Below are 14,629 nucleotides of genomic sequence, written 5' to 3'. Positions count from 1 at the left end.
CCTTATCAATCTAGCACACAACATATCTTTGATATAGTTTCCAAATCAATTCTTTTAACTTTATTATTACAATAAAAATTAAGTTACGTCCTTTGAAGGTTTGCTTATTTTTCTAATTTGTTTTTGCTTATATTTTTTCTTTTAAAACTTGGTCTATCTTAAAAATAATTTTCCCAAAGTTTTGCATAAAATTCTCTCCCTTGTAATTTTAAAAACGGCATTTTAATTAATTATATTTTATCATATTTTTAAAACTTCTTACAGGTCTAATATATTTTAAGGAAATAATTCTATTTACTTCTGTTTAACAACAAGGAATGTATATCCCATATTTCTTTTAATAATTTTCTATTTTTTCTCTCATATAATCAATATCTTTCTTGTAAATGACACCAGTTGTATTAGTAGCTTTTGCAATCTGGTTTATATTGTTTGTTACATTTGAAAGTAACCATTAGAGATTTATAAATGGTTCTAGGTCTACAATATAAATTTCTTTTTCTAATACACATTTCATAAGAAAGTGGGACATTTTTTTACAATTAGCGAATTTCATTTTCTTTTCAAAAAATTTTTTTCTTTATCTGTTAAATATATTTTTAATTGATTTTTAAATTTATATTATACTAAAAGTCGCTTTTAAGTGTGTAACCTATAAAATAAAAAAGACCATAACACTTAAGCTATGATCTAATTTTTTGTCCTCATGTAAACCACTTGGAATTATTATTCAATTTATTCTTTTTAACAAATGTTCCCATTTTAATCCCAGTTACAGTCTTTCGTCTTATATAACCGTTGATTTTCCGAGACTTTATAAATTTTACAATTATTCCCATTCACATCTCATTCTAAAAAACTCTCCTTACTCGGTCGAATTTTTCTTCATTCGATGACGAAGCACCAGACATCGACTCGCACTTCACTTTGTTCGTGCTTGTCGTATCGTGACGTAAAATTGTGATTTGTCACAATTTTACTCCCACTCAATAGTTGCAGGTGGCTTACTTGTCACGTCATACACGATTCTATTAATATTTCCAACTTCATTTATTATTCTAGTAGATATCTTGTCTAAAACATCATAAGGTATTCTACACCAGTCAGCTGTCATAAAATCTGTTGTGGAAACTGCTCTTAGTGCTAATGTGTAGTCATAAGTTCTGAAGTCTCCCATAACACCAACTGTTCTCGTATTTGTTAATACCGCAAAGTACTGATTAGCATCCTTAAATTTTGCTTTTTCCAGTTCTTCTCTAAATATATAGTCTGCATCTCTAAGTACTTCTAGTTTTTCTCTTGTAACTTCTCCTATAATCCTTATTGCTAATCCTGGCCCTGGAAAGGGTTGTCTGTTTACAAGGTAGTGTGGTAATCCTATTTCAGTTCCGAGTTTTCTAACTTCATCCTTAAATAGCATTTTTAATGGCTCTACTATACCTTTGAAGTCTATTACCTTAGGAAGTCCACCTACGTTGTGATGTGATTTAATTACAGCGGAATCTCCGAATCCCGATTCTATTATATCTGGATAAATCGTACCTTGTGCTAGAAAATCAACCGATTTAATATCTCTACCAACTTCTTCAAAAACTTTAATAAATTCATCTCCAATAATTTTTCTTTTTTCTTCTGGATCAGTTACATCTTTAAGTCTATTTAGGAATCTTTCCTCAGCATTCACTCTAATAAAGTGCATACCTGAATCCTTAAATGCTGTTTCTACTTCATCGCCCTCATTTTTTCTCATCAATCCATGATCAACGAAAATACAGGTTAAATTATCCCCTATTGCCTTTGAAAGTAATCCAGCCACAACGGATGAATCAACACCTCCTGATAGTGCTAATAATACTTTTCCATTTCCTACAATATTTCTAATGTCTTGAATAGCTTGTTTTGCGTAATTGGACATTGTCCAAATTTTGTTTTCTTTACAAATATTTACTACAAAATTTTCAAGCATTTTTTCACCTTGAAGAGTATGATTTACTTCTGGATGATATTGAAAGGCGTATATTTTTCTTTCAATATTTTGCATTGCTGCTATTTTACAATTATCTGTAGAGCCAATTATTTCAAATCCTTTCGGTATTTCTACAACTTGATCTATATGACTCATCCATATTTGGGTAGGGTTTGAAATTTTCTCAAATATTTTATTTTCTTCAATATTTAATAATGTTTTTCCAAATTCTTTTTGAGATGCAGCTTCTACTTTTCCATCTAATGTGTGTGCTATCAATTGCATACCATAGCATAATCCTAATATTGGTATTCCAAGTTCAAAAATTTCTTTTTCTATTTTGGGAGATTTTTCGTCATAGACTGAGTTTGGTCCTCCCGTAAAGATAATACCTGAAGGTCTAGATTCTTTTACTTTATTTAAAGCTTTACTATATGGTACGACTTCACAATAGACATTTAATTCTCTTACTCTTCTAGCAATTAGCTGGTTGTATTGTCCTCCAAAATCTACTATTAATATCATTTTTTCTCCTATTTAGAATAATTTGGTGATTCTTTTGTAATGTTGATATCATGTGGGTGAGATTCTATTAAAGATGCAGAGGTTATTGTTACATATTTACTATCTTCTTGCAGTTGTTTGATAGTTGGACATCCAACATATCCCATTCCCGCTCTTAATCCTCCTAAAAGCTGAAATATCACGTCTGAAACTGAACCTTTATATGGTACTCTCCCTTCTACACCTTCTGGCACAAGTTTTTTATTTTCAGATTGAAAATATCTGTCTGAAGATCCTGATTTCATAGCGGGGATTGATCCCATTCCTCTATAAACCTTATATCTTCTTCCATCAAAAATTTCTTCTTCACCTGGAGATTCTGTACATCCAGCAAACATAGAGCCCATCATAACCGTACTACCGCCTGATGCTAATGCTTTTACAATATCTCCAGAGTATTTAATACCACCATCGGCAATTACTGGTACATCATATTTTTTTGCAACTTCATATACATCCATTATTGCTGTAATTTGTGGTACACCTATACCTGCAATAACTCTAGTTGTACAAATAGAACCTGGACCAATACCAACTTTTATTGCATCTGCACCAGCTTTGATTAATTCTTCTGCTGCTTCTGATGTTGCAATATTACCAGCAATGATTTGTACATCTTGATATTTTTCTTTTGCTTTTCTAACTGTATCAATAACGTTTTTGCTATGACCATGAGCTGTATCAATAACTATGACATCAACCTTCACTTTTACTAAAGCATCTATTCTTTCCATTATGTCTGAAGTTACACCAACTGCAGCACCACAAAGCAATCTACCATTTTCATCTTTAGCAGAATTTGGGTATGATATTCTCTTTTCGATATCTTTTATTGTTATTAAACCTTTTAATTTGTAGTTAGAATCAACAATTGGTAGTTTTTCAATTTTATTTTTTCTTAAAATTTCACGTGCATCTTCAAATTTTACACCTTCTTTAGCGGTGATTAGATTATCCTTTGTCATAGATTCTTCAATTTTTTTTGAAAAATCTGTTTCAAATCTAATATCTCTATTTGTTATGATTCCAATTAGTACACCTTTGTTATCAATAATTGGAACACCTGAAATTCTATAATGCCCCATCAATTCATTTGCATCTTTTAAGGTATCATCTTTTGAAAGATAAAAAGGATTTGTTATTATACCGTGCTCTGATCTTTTAACTCTGTCTACTAATTTTGCTTGATCTTCAATACTCATATTTTTATGTATTATACCTATTCCACCTTCTCTAGCCATAGCTATTGCCATATCTGACTCAGTAACAGTATCCATTCCTGCTGAAATCAATGGAATATTGAGATTTATTTTCTTTGTTAACCTTGTTTTCAAATCTACATTACTTGGTGTAACTTCTGAATATGCCGGTACAAGCAATATATCATCAAAAGTTAAGCTATCCTTATAAAATTTCATAACACCCCCTATTTTTATTATTTATAATTATAGCAATCATTTTAATATAGTCAAATTAAATTAGAAAACTAGCTTTACAATTTTACTTACAAGCTAGTTTTCTATTTTATTTAGATTTTCTTAGTTCAAATAGATACTAAAGCTCAAGTTATAAATAAAAAAGGAAATCCAATAAAAGGACTTTTCGCAGCCGGAGAAGTAACAGGTGGTGTTCATGGTGGAAATAGATCGGACGGAAATTCGGTAACAGATATCATTTTGTTTGGTGGTATAGCTGGAGAGTCAGCAGTTGAATATTTAGACAAATAGAATTACTTAGCATAAATTTTCTAATATATTTTCATAAAATATTATTCAAGATATTATTCAAAATATTATTCAAAATATTATTCAAAATATTATTCAAAATATTATATAAAAAACCTCTTGATAAAATAATCAAGAGCTTTTTGTAAAATAGTATCAGGATATAATATAATGCTTGAAGACTATTATTTTCTCTTTCTAGATTGTTAGATTATTCAATAAATTTTTCAGGTAATATTTATCATTATTGTTTGACTCTATACACTTTTATTCATTTTAACTTCTACTGGTATTATGTGATTCCCAATCTATTTTGATTCTGAAAATAAATATAATACTAGATTAATTTATACAATATTGTAAACTTAACTTATTCCAAATTCTTAGAAACATTAATTTATTTTATATACTCAATGTATACTCAACTATGGTTATATCATTTTCTCTATATATTCTTATACCATATTGTTCCCCACACAATAATTTAATTCTCTGTTGAACATTACTCATACCTATTCCACCGAGAACAGTTTTTATTCTGTTTTGATTATCTGTTTCAAAGTCAATTCCATTATTTTCAACTTTAACTATCAGAACTTCATCAATTATATATGACGAAATTTTAATAAATGAATTTTCTTTTTTGGCCTGATTCCATGATAAATGGCATTTTCAATAATTGGTTGAAAAATTAATTTTGGAACTACTATATCAAGTGTATTTTTGTCTATATTGAGAATATATTCAAATTTATCATCATAGCGAATTTTTTGAATATCCATATAATTTTTTACATGGTCCAATTCTTTTGATAACATTATGAAATCCTGATTTATGCTCAATGTACTTCTTAAAATCATCCCTAAAGATTTTGTAACCTCTATAGCTTTTTCATTTTCCTCAAATTCTATAAGCCACAATATAGTATCAAGTGTATTATATATAAAATGCGGATTAATTTGGCTTTGTAAAGCTTTAAGTTCAAATATTCTCTTAGAATTTTCTTTTTCTTCTATATTTTTCATAAGTTCTTTAATTTTATCTAATAGCAAATTGTATTCTGTTTTTAATGTATAAATTTCAATGGAATCATTTTCTTCTAATTTAATTTTAGAAAATTTTTGATCAACTTTTTTCATTTCTTCTACCAAATTTGTTAAGGGTTTACTAATCCATTTAGAAACAAAAACTGATAATGCAATAGTTAAAAATAAAATTACTAGTGATGAAGTAATGATATTTACTATTAATTTATTTTGAAGTTCAATTATTTGTTCAGTCGATGATACACCAACGAGAAGCCAATCAGTATTTGAAATATATATATTCGAAGCAATGAAATCATTTTCTATAGGTTTCATTCTATTCTTTATTATTTTTAAATATTTTTCATTTTCTACTAACGAATTAGTATCCATTTGTTTAGAGTCAAAAAGTAATTTTTCTTCTGATGTAGTTATAAATGCATAACCATTTTCTCCAAAATTAATTGATGAGACATAGTCTTCGATAAACTTATATGAAAGATCTATCACGACATAACCTTGTACTTCTTTATTCTTTTCTATTTTATGACTTATTGAGATAACTCTTTCGGTCTTATTCATTGAAAAACCTTTATGATTTTCAGTTGTAACCATAGCCATATTATTTGATTTTTTTAGATTTTGATACCATTCTAAATTATTCATATCTTTAGAAGTTTCTAAATCTATAGGTGTAGTGGATACCAATTTTCCTTTTTTTGAAATTATAATTATTCTTTTAATTAATGAATCATTATTTTTAGTTAAATCTATTATATTTCTTATCATTTCATCTTTAGAATCATTAATATTTACAATTTCTTGTGTCATAGACAGTAAACTTGAAATCCCTTTTATTTTTTCAAGATATGAAGAAATATATATTCCTGCATTTTTTAGTTGTTGTTTAGTTTGCTCTAACTTACTATCTCTTAAAATATTAACAGAATATTGATAGTTCCTATACGATAAAATTATAGTTAATAAAATAGAAATTATAAAAAAGTAAACACTAATTTTTGTACTAAATTTTTTAAAAACTTTACTCATTTTTAAATCCTTGTTTAAATTGCTTAGGTGTTATATTGTAAAATTTTTTGAACTTTGTAACAAAATAGTTTATATCTTCTATTCCAATACTTTCTGATATTTCATAATTTTTCATATCAGTGGAAAGAAGTAAAATTTTTGCTTTTTCCATTCTAACTTTATTAATATAGTCTTGAAATGTTAAACCATATATTTGCTTAAATAATACACTAAGATAATTACTATTATAACCTATATCTTCAGCCATTTTATTTAATGATAGATTTACATTAAATATATTTTTATCTAAATAATCCTTTATCAAATTGTTTTCATCATTTATCTTTATATTATTTTTAAAATCAGATATGTTCTTTATGGAAATTTCTTTTCTTGCATAGTCAATTTTATCCGTAGCATTTTTGAGTATATATTCTATATCTTTTTTTGAAACAGGTTTTAATATATAGTCATCTACTTTCGCTCTAATAGCATATTGTGCATATTCAAAATAATCATATCCTGTTATAATCACAATATATATATTTGGATTTTTCTCTTTTATTAATTTTGCTGCTGTTAATCCATCAATTTCAGGCATATTTATATCCATTAAAATTATATCTGGAGATTGATTTTCTGCAATTTCTATTACTTGTTTTCCATCTTCTGCATCAAATACTTCTGTAATTTTTAATTTATGAAAATCTACCAGTTTTTTTATACCTTTTCTAATGATTGATTCATCATCAGCTATTAATAATTTATACATTTTTACCTACTTTACGATATGTGTTAAATAACCATATCCTTCTTTTTCCATATCTTGCAAAGGAACAAATCTTATAGATGCACTGTTAATACAAAATCTTAATCCACCTAATTCCTTTGGACCATCATTAAATACGTGCCCTAAATGTGAGTTTCCTGATCTACTTCTAACCTCTGTCCTAATCATATTATAACTCGAATCTTTATGATAAGTAACTACTTCTTTTGAAATTGGTTTTGTAAATAATGGCCAACCACATCCAGAATCAAATTTATCACTTGAACTAAATAGCGGCTCCCCTGTTGCAACATCAACATAAATTCCTTTTTCTTTATTATCCCAATACTCATTTGAAAATGCATGTTCTGTATCATTTTTCTGTGTAACTTTATATTGAATATCCGTTAATTTCTTTTTCAATTCTTCATCAGAAGGTTTTGGATACTTTGATTTATCAATGATAACTTCATTAGCTTTTGATAAATCAATGTGACAATAACCATTAGGATTTTTCTTTAGATAATCTTGATGATATTCTTCAGCCTTATAGAAATTTTCTATTTTAGAAACTTCTACAACAATTTTATCCTTATATTTTTCTTGTTCTTTTTTTAATCTGTCTTCTATTATTTTTCTTTCGTTTTCATCAGCAAAGTATACACCCGTTCTATATTGAGTTCCTCTATCATTTCCTTGCTTGTTTAAACTTGTAGGGTCAACAACTAATAGATAATAGTTAAGTATTTTTTCTAAAGAGATTTTTTCTGGATCATAATCAACTTTTACGGTTTCTGCATGTCCTGTATTTTTATATAACACATCTTCATAAGATGGATTTTCACTATTTCCATTTGCATATCCACTCTCAGCATTAGCAATCCCATAAATTTTTTCCATATATGCTTCTATTCCCCAGAAACAACCACCTGCTAAATAAATAGTTTTTAATTTAGTTCTTGAATAATCTACTCCATCGTTAGGATTTTTATTTACTATTTTTTTTTGTTCTTTATTAATAATATCATCTATTTTTTTACTTATGTCATCTTTATTTTTCATACTTTCATCCTTATTGTTTAATTTGTTGGTACATGCCGTAATAATAAAAATAAAAACTAAAACAACTAATAAAAACATTCTTTTCATTTTTACCCCTTTAAGTTATTTTACCTCTTTAAATATTTCATTTAATGTTTGCTTATTTAATTGTCCTGGAACAACTTTAACTAATACACCATCGGAACCAATTATTGCATTTGTTGGAGTTGATCTCACACCATAATCTTTTATAAATTTACCAGATTCATCTAATAATACTTTTATATTTTTATAATTTAGACTCTTAAACCACTTTATAAAATCTTCTTTATTCTTCTCTCCAAGATGCCCCGGAGATACTACTGTTACTATTTCATAATCTTTCGTATTTTTTGACATTTCATCTATTTCTGATAATCCTGCTAAACATAGTGAACACCATGAAGCCCAATATTTTATATACACTTTTTTGCCTTTTTGAGCACTTAATTTATACATGTTTCCATTAATATCTGGCAAATTAAAGTCTGGTGCCATATCACCTTGATTCATCATCTTCCCCTTCATTTCATCTTTTGTATCTGATTTCATTTTATCCATCTTATCTTCCATTTTAGTTTCATTTTTGCTATTCATCATATCCTTATTATTTTTTGTACCTGTTGAACAAGCTGTTATAGTTAGTGATAATGCCATTAATCCTGATAATATTCTCTTTTTCATATTTTCCTCCTTCTATATATTCTAACTAAATAGATTATTAAAAAATGCTGTTAAATTTGCTAATTGATTACTCATTAGTACGATGCCCATTAATGCTACTAAAAAGCCTCCAATCCTCTTGATTGTAATTAAATGTTTTTCAAAAAATTTAAATTTATTCATAAATGCACTTGATGCGACTGCCATTATTAAAAATGGAATCATTAGACCTATTGAATAAATTAACATTAGAAAAGCTCCATAAAATTGTTGCCCACTACTTGCAGATGTCACTAAAACTGCCGCTAAAATTCGCCTAACACATGGTGTCCATCCTAAACTAAATGATATTCCCATTAGATATGTTCCCAATGCTTTTTTCTTATTATTTTTGAATCTTATTCCCTTAAATGAATTCATTTTTTCAAAATGAATAATATCCATTTGATGTATCCCTAATAAAAATACTAAAAATCCCGCAATTGTTAATATCCACCTGTTATTAAGCACTCTGCCTACTATACCTGCTCCAAATCCAAGTATTACAAAGCTAGTAGAAAGCCCGAGTACAAACGATATAGTTTTTATTATTGCTCCCTTATTTATTTCAAGATTTCCTATTTTTATCTTTTTGTACTCACCAGACTTATCCGTCATAAATCCCACATATACTGGAATTAAAGGAAATGTACATGGTGCAAAAAATGATAAAAAACCTGCAATAAATACTGAACTTATTAATATTTCATTTTGTATCATATCTCCCCCCTTAAATATTTTCTTTGTAGCTTTATTATATACTCACTTTTTCTAATATAGAATAGAATATAATTTTTAAAAACTTGAAAATTATTAGGAATTATTTAAGATATTTAATTTAAAAATCGAGTAGGAGCTAACATGTAGCCCCTCTCACACCACTGTACGTGCCGTTCGGCATACAGCGGTTTAATTCAAATAATAATCCAAACAACTTTGAAGTCCTCGCTTTGCGAGGATTTCTTTGTTTATGTGATGTAGTCCTGTGGTTTTGGCAACCGCTTGATAGTGGTCTCCAAATCCTACTGACTGTTTTGCCATCCACATCGGAACGCCTAACTTTCGAAGTCCCCATAGGCGTTTCCCACTTGTCTTCCACTGCTTCCATATGACTATTCTCATTCTTGTTCTAAGTCGTTCATCTATCTTTCTAAGGACCGTCTTCATATCTCCTAGTCTAAAATAGTTTATCCACCCTCTAATTACTTGGTTCAGTCTGTTGATTCTATAGGTCATTGGTACTGACCAACTCCTCTTTGTCAACTGTTTCAACTTTCTTTGAAACCTTCGGATTGATTCTTTGTGTGGTCTTGCTTTCCATCCTGCTTTGTCTTTCCAAAAACCATATCCTAAATATTTTAGTTTTCTTGGTTTTGTGACTTTGGATTTTGTTGCATTTACTTTTAGTCCTAGTTTCTTTTCTATCCACTTTGTTACTGTTGCCATTACTCTGTTAGCTGCTGCGCTACTTCCTACGGCTATTATGCAGTCGTCTGCATATCTTACAAAGTGTAGTCCTCTTGCTTCTAGTTCTTTGTCTAATTCGTTTAGCATTATGTTACTTAGAAGGGGCGATAGATTTCCTCCTTGTGGTGTTCCCTTGGGTGTTTCTTCATAATTTCCTTTTATCATTACTCCCGCATTAAGATATTTCCTAATTAAGGATTCTGTGTTTGGGTCATTTATGAGGTTATGAACCAAGGTCATGAGTTTGTCTTGCGGGACGTTATCAAAGAATTTCTCTAGGTCTATGTCTACAATATAGCTGTATCCGTCGTTAAAGTATTCAAGAAGTTTCACTATCGCTTGTTGTGCTTTGCGATTTGGTCTAAAACCGTAACTTTTATCACTAAAGTGTGGTTCTGCTATTGGTGTTAGAACTTGTGCAATTGCTTGTTCTATTACTCTGTCTACTACTGTTGGTATTCCTAGATTGCGTACACCTCCATTTGGTTTTGGTATTTCTACCCTTCTGACCGGTTTTGGTTTATACTTTCTTCTTCGAATTTTGTCTCTAATTTCTACCCAGTTGTTTTTGAGATGTTGGTCTATTTCTTCGGTGGATATTCCATCTATTCCTCCTGCTCCTTTGTTTGCTTTCACTTTGTTTAATGCTGCAAACATGTTTTCTCTACTGAGTATTTGTTCTAGCAGTTCTGACATTTGGATTGTCTCCTTTCTTTGTTATGCTCTGTATCCTCTTACTCCTAACTCCTGTGAAAATTTTCCGCCGTTACGTCTTTGGTACGATTTTCTCGTCGGATATGGATACAGACTTTTGCAAGTCCATTTGACTTTGAATTATTCAGCCCTTCGCTCCACCTCTATTACAAAGGCTTCAATACTACTATGGCTTTTGCTGACTTCTCACTATTCGTTGTTACTACTTATTCGCTAGTGAGACCTCACGGGATAAGCCATCAATCTTTCCTTGTCTACCTGCCTAATCTACTTGCATGGTTTACGGTTGCCTTTTGGACTTCACGACTTTTGGTCCGCTTGTCCACCGTGCAAGCCTTAGTATTAGGTTTCTGTTCGTCAGGCTACAATTTTGCTATCCCTTCTTCTCGCCTGCATCTCACGGTGCAAACCTTGGGAATTACTGTGAGGTTCGTTGGCAACTACGCCCTTAGTGGACTTTCACCACAGATTGATGACATGCCCGTCATACCAAAAAAACAAGTACATTTTAAGTACTTGTGTAATAAATATAATCTTTTCATAGATTTTCACTATTTAATTAAATTAAACATAATTGACTATTATTTTCCTCTAGATAGCTATGGGAATATGATATTTTTTATTCAATGGCGTATATCCCTCTAATCTAAAATCATCTATTGTGAAATCATAGAAATTAGAAATTGCAGGATTAACCCATAACTTTGGCCCCTCAATATTATCTTGATTACTGATAATTTCTTCAACAATTGGAAAATGCCTATCATAAATGTGTAAATTTTGTACAAAATGTACCATTTTGCCTGCTTTATACCCTGTAACCTGTGCTATCATCCTTAATAATACATAATATTGAAACGTATTTATTCCTCCAGGACCGGCTGCAGCGAGGAAATCTCCACTTCTTTGTACTAAAGTCATATCTAAATACTCACCTCTAACTGTCCACATTGTCATAAATGCACATGGTATTAAAGTCATATTGGATAAATCGTCTACATCATATAAAGTTATAATTAACCTTCTATTTAATGGGTTATTTTTAAGTTGATCAATTAATCTATCTATTTGATTTACTTTTATATCACCTTCTGGTGATATAAATTCCTTTGCAACTTGATATCCGTAAGCTGTACCAAGGTTACCTTCACTATTTTTCCATGAATCCCAATAATTAATATTATAATTTTCTTTCAATTTATTAACATCATTTGATTTATCTTTGTATATCCAAAAAATTTCTTTAATAGCTGTTTTCCAGGCAATTTTCCTTAAATTTATTATCGGTACTTCATCTTCTTTATATTCAAAAAATTGTTGAGTTAAATATTTTGTATATGCTGCTTCTTTATTTTCATCCTCTATCCAAACAGGTCGAACCATTGATTTTACATCCTTTTCGCTGTATCCGTAGTTTATTATCTCTTTTGCTTTTTCAATATAAATATCGTCTATTCTACTCATAATTACTCCTACTATATAAATTGTACAAATATACTAGCACCAAATATGGTTAAAATCCCACAAATAACTATTGCAAGTGAACTCATTGCTCCCTCTATATCTCCTATTTCAACAGCTTTGGCTGTTCCCATAGCGTGAGCTGAAGCTCCAATTGCAAGACCTTTAGAAATTGGGTGCTTAATATTAAATATCTTAAAAATTATTTCTGCTGTAATATATCCAATAACTCCAGTAATAATTATAAATGCTGCTGCAACTGAACCTATCCCACCTAATTCATCAGCAATATCCATTCCTATTGCTGTAGTTACAGATTTTGGTAATAATGTAACATAAATTTCTTTTTCAAGCTTAAATACTATCGCTAACAAGAGTACTGAAACTAGGGAACTAAGTACACCAACAAATAAGGCAATTGTGATAGCTTTACTATTTTCTTTAAGCAGATTTATTTTTTGATATAACGGTATAGCTAATGAAACAGTTGCTGGTGCAAGTAAGTAACTTAAATATTTTGCACTATTATTATATGTATCATAATCAATATTTGTAATTGATAAGAATAAAATAACAAGTGCAATAGATATTAGTAATGGATTAAAAATTGGACTCTTAAATTTTCTTTTCAGCATAACTCCAATTGCATATGATATTAAACTTATTATCACACCTATTGTAGTAGAATTAACAAAAAACTCATTCATTTTATTTCATCCTCACTTTTAAATATTATGTAATCTGTTATTTTTCCAGTAAATACCATAACAATTACTGTTGTAAGCGGTAAGATTATTATTAAGGGAATTATAATAACTTGAAGTTTCTCCCACATATTTATAAGATTTGCAGCGACCGGTATAAACATTAATGGCATAATTTCAATTAAAAATAATCCTGTATCTTTAACATCATCAATTTTTACTATTTTTGTCACTAAGGCAATAAGCATTAAGACAAGTCCATATATACTTCCTGGTATGGGCAAATTTATAAAATATTTTATAATATCTCCCAGTGTAGTTATTAAAAGTATTATTCCAAATTGTTTAATGTATTTCATTATTTGATCCTTTTAAAATTAAAAATGAGCATAAGCTCATGTGTAAGTATCCTTCTAAAATGTTGGTGTCGAAGAAGGGATTTGAACCCTCACACCATTCGGCACAGCCCCCTCAAGACTGCGTGTTTGCCATTCCACCACTTCGACTTATTACAAATATTATTATATAATAAAATTAGAATTTATCAAAATATTATTTTTTTTGCTATATTTACTATTGTATTAAAAACTTTTATCGTTTAATATTATAACATCTTTAATTATTTTATATCCTTGTTTATAAAAATTTAATTATGGATAAATATATTGTAGAGTAAAGTCGTGATAGGAGAAAAAATGATTGAATTTAAAAATGTAACTAAACGCTATGGAGATAATTCCGTAGTTAAAAATATAAATTTTCACATAAATAAGGGAGAGTTTTTTGTACTTGTAGGACCAAGTGGATTTGGAAAGACTTCTACATTAAAAATGATTAATAAATTAAATAACCTTGATGAGGGCAGTATTTCCTTTAATGGTAAAAATATTGATGAATATGATTTAAGGAATTTACGATTAGATATAGGATATGTTTTGCAACAGATTGCACTTTTTCCAAATCTTACTGTTTATGAAAATATAGCCTTAATACCAGAAATGAAGAAATGGAATAAAAATGAAATTTCTGATAAGACCAGAAAGTTATTAAATATGGTTGGATTAGATGATAAGGAATATTTTAATAGATATCCAAAAGATTTATCTGGTGGGGAACAACAAAGAATTGGCATTTTAAGAGCAATAATTGCTAATCCAAGAATTTTACTTATGGATGAACCATTTTCCGCATTAGACCCAATTTCCCGTACTCAACTTCAGCATATTATAAAAAAACTACACAAAGAATTAGGTATGACTATTGTTTTTGTTACACACGATATGAATGAAGCATTAAAACTGGGAGATAGAATTTGTGTTATGAATAATGGTGAAATTTTACAGATTGATACTCCAGAAAATATAAAAAATAGTCCCGCAAATGAATTTGTTGAAAAATTCTTTAAAATGGAAGAGTGTAATTAA

13 protein-coding genes, 1 tRNA gene and 1 pseudogene are annotated in these 14,629 nt (G+C 29.1%); 2 read left to right on the top strand and 13 right to left on the bottom strand.

Annotated elements, in window-relative coordinates:
• Positions 1-290: 290 nt before the first annotated feature.
• The 3 genes and pseudogenes from AC4KN9_RS03390 to guaB all read right to left on the bottom strand — a co-directional run bounded on the left by AC4KN9_RS03390 (position 291) and on the right by guaB (position 3,948).
• Positions 291-597, bottom strand: a pseudogene (locus AC4KN9_RS03390) (plasmid mobilization protein).
• Between the two features lie 379 nt (positions 598-976).
• Positions 977-2,503 carry a glutamine-hydrolyzing GMP synthase gene (guaA, locus tag AC4KN9_RS03385; RefSeq protein ID WP_491017928.1) on the bottom strand — a complete coding sequence of 509 codons (1,527 nt, stop codon included), beginning with the start codon at positions 2,501-2,503 and terminating at the stop codon, positions 977-979.
• On the bottom strand, positions 2,500-3,948 hold the full coding sequence (guaB, locus tag AC4KN9_RS03380; protein ID WP_491017250.1) for an IMP dehydrogenase: 1,449 nt from the start codon (positions 3,946-3,948) through the stop codon (positions 2,500-2,502). The genes guaA and guaB overlap by 4 nt, the downstream gene beginning before the upstream one ends.
• A 114-nt stretch (positions 3,949-4,062) precedes the next feature.
• Between guaB and AC4KN9_RS03375 the strand changes: the two genes are divergently transcribed.
• The gene (locus AC4KN9_RS03375) at positions 4,063-4,257 is read left to right on the top strand and encodes an FAD-binding protein (protein ID WP_491017927.1); all 195 of its coding nucleotides are present in this window, start codon (positions 4,063-4,065) and stop codon (positions 4,255-4,257) included.
• 602 nt (positions 4,258-4,859) lie between these two features.
• Here AC4KN9_RS03375 and AC4KN9_RS03370 read toward each other — a convergent pair.
• The 10 genes from AC4KN9_RS03370 to AC4KN9_RS03325 all read right to left on the bottom strand — a co-directional run bounded on the left by AC4KN9_RS03370 (position 4,860) and on the right by AC4KN9_RS03325 (position 13,711).
• The gene (locus tag AC4KN9_RS03370) at positions 4,860-6,329 is read right to left on the bottom strand and encodes a sensor histidine kinase (protein ID WP_491017249.1); all 1,470 of its coding nucleotides are present in this window, start codon (positions 6,327-6,329) and stop codon (positions 4,860-4,862) included.
• The gene (locus tag AC4KN9_RS03365; protein ID WP_491017248.1) at positions 6,322-7,080 is read right to left on the bottom strand and encodes a response regulator transcription factor; all 759 of its coding nucleotides are present in this window, start codon (positions 7,078-7,080) and stop codon (positions 6,322-6,324) included. The genes AC4KN9_RS03370 and AC4KN9_RS03365 overlap by 8 nt, the downstream gene beginning before the upstream one ends.
• A 6-nt stretch (positions 7,081-7,086) precedes the next feature.
• Positions 7,087-8,226 (bottom strand): bifunctional peptide-methionine (S)-S-oxide reductase MsrA/peptide-methionine (R)-S-oxide reductase MsrB, encoded by a 1,140-nt coding sequence (msrAB, locus tag AC4KN9_RS03360; RefSeq protein WP_491017247.1) that lies wholly within the window; start codon positions 8,224-8,226, stop codon positions 7,087-7,089.
• 15 nt (positions 8,227-8,241) lie between these two features.
• Positions 8,242-8,841: a redoxin family protein gene (locus AC4KN9_RS03355; RefSeq protein ID WP_491017246.1), complete on the bottom strand. Its 600-nt coding sequence runs from the start codon at positions 8,839-8,841 to the stop codon at positions 8,242-8,244.
• Between the two features lie 21 nt (positions 8,842-8,862).
• Positions 8,863-9,579, bottom strand: coding sequence for a cytochrome c biogenesis CcdA family protein (locus AC4KN9_RS03350; RefSeq protein ID WP_491017245.1), 717 nt, complete (start codon positions 9,577-9,579; stop codon positions 8,863-8,865).
• Positions 9,580-9,768: 189 nt separating this feature from the next.
• Positions 9,769-11,022: a group II intron reverse transcriptase/maturase gene (gene ltrA / locus AC4KN9_RS03345; protein ID WP_491017244.1), complete on the bottom strand. Its 1,254-nt coding sequence runs from the start codon at positions 11,020-11,022 to the stop codon at positions 9,769-9,771.
• Positions 11,023-11,631: 609 nt separating this feature from the next.
• A complete protein-coding gene (gene thyA, locus AC4KN9_RS03340) occupies positions 11,632-12,504 on the bottom strand; it encodes a thymidylate synthase (RefSeq protein ID WP_491017243.1) in 873 nt (290 codons plus the stop codon).
• An 11-nt stretch (positions 12,505-12,515) separates the two neighbouring features.
• Positions 12,516-13,208, bottom strand: a complete 693-nt coding sequence (locus tag AC4KN9_RS03335) for an LrgB family protein (RefSeq protein WP_491017242.1) — start codon at positions 13,206-13,208, stop codon at positions 12,516-12,518.
• Complete coding sequence (locus tag AC4KN9_RS03330) at positions 13,205-13,564, bottom strand: CidA/LrgA family protein (RefSeq protein ID WP_491017241.1); 360 nt, start codon at positions 13,562-13,564, stop codon at positions 13,205-13,207. The genes AC4KN9_RS03335 and AC4KN9_RS03330 overlap by 4 nt, the downstream gene beginning before the upstream one ends.
• 63 nt (positions 13,565-13,627) lie before the next feature.
• A tRNA-Leu gene (locus AC4KN9_RS03325) sits at positions 13,628-13,711 on the bottom strand.
• 189 nt (positions 13,712-13,900) lie between these two features.
• On the opposite strand from AC4KN9_RS03325, the gene AC4KN9_RS03320 reads away from it, so the two are divergent.
• Positions 13,901-14,629, top strand: a complete 729-nt coding sequence (locus tag AC4KN9_RS03320; protein WP_491017240.1) for an ABC transporter ATP-binding protein — start codon at positions 13,901-13,903, stop codon at positions 14,627-14,629.

Source organism: Helcococcus sp. SA-HE-C1, from assembly GCF_985670335.1.
This window is presented reverse-complemented; position numbering and strand designations above follow the sequence as displayed.

Excerpts from the sequence above, each read along its gene's own strand:
- guaB (WP_491017250.1), bottom strand. The coding sequence starts at position 3,948 with ATGAAATTTTATAAGGATAGCTTAACTTTTGATGATATATTGCTTGTA.
- AC4KN9_RS03370 (WP_491017249.1), bottom strand. The coding sequence starts at position 6,329 with ATGAGTAAAGTTTTTAAAAAATTTAGTACAAAAATTAGTGTTTACTTT.
- AC4KN9_RS03365 (WP_491017248.1), bottom strand. The coding sequence starts at position 7,080 with ATGTATAAATTATTAATAGCTGATGATGAATCAATCATTAGAAAAGGT.
- msrAB (WP_491017247.1), bottom strand. The coding sequence starts at position 8,226 with ATGAAAAGAATGTTTTTATTAGTTGTTTTAGTTTTTATTTTTATTATT.
- AC4KN9_RS03355 (WP_491017246.1), bottom strand. The coding sequence starts at position 8,841 with ATGAAAAAGAGAATATTATCAGGATTAATGGCATTATCACTAACTATA.
- AC4KN9_RS03350 (WP_491017245.1), bottom strand. The coding sequence starts at position 9,579 with ATGATACAAAATGAAATATTAATAAGTTCAGTATTTATTGCAGGTTTT.
- ltrA (WP_491017244.1), bottom strand. The coding sequence starts at position 11,022 with ATGTCAGAACTGCTAGAACAAATACTCAGTAGAGAAAACATGTTTGCA.
- thyA (WP_491017243.1), bottom strand. The coding sequence starts at position 12,504 with ATGAGTAGAATAGACGATATTTATATTGAAAAAGCAAAAGAGATAATA.
- AC4KN9_RS03335 (WP_491017242.1), bottom strand. The coding sequence starts at position 13,208 with ATGAATGAGTTTTTTGTTAATTCTACTACAATAGGTGTGATAATAAGT.
- AC4KN9_RS03330 (WP_491017241.1), bottom strand. The coding sequence starts at position 13,564 with ATGAAATACATTAAACAATTTGGAATAATACTTTTAATAACTACACTG.
- AC4KN9_RS03320 (WP_491017240.1), top strand. The coding sequence starts at position 13,901 with ATGATTGAATTTAAAAATGTAACTAAACGCTATGGAGATAATTCCGTA.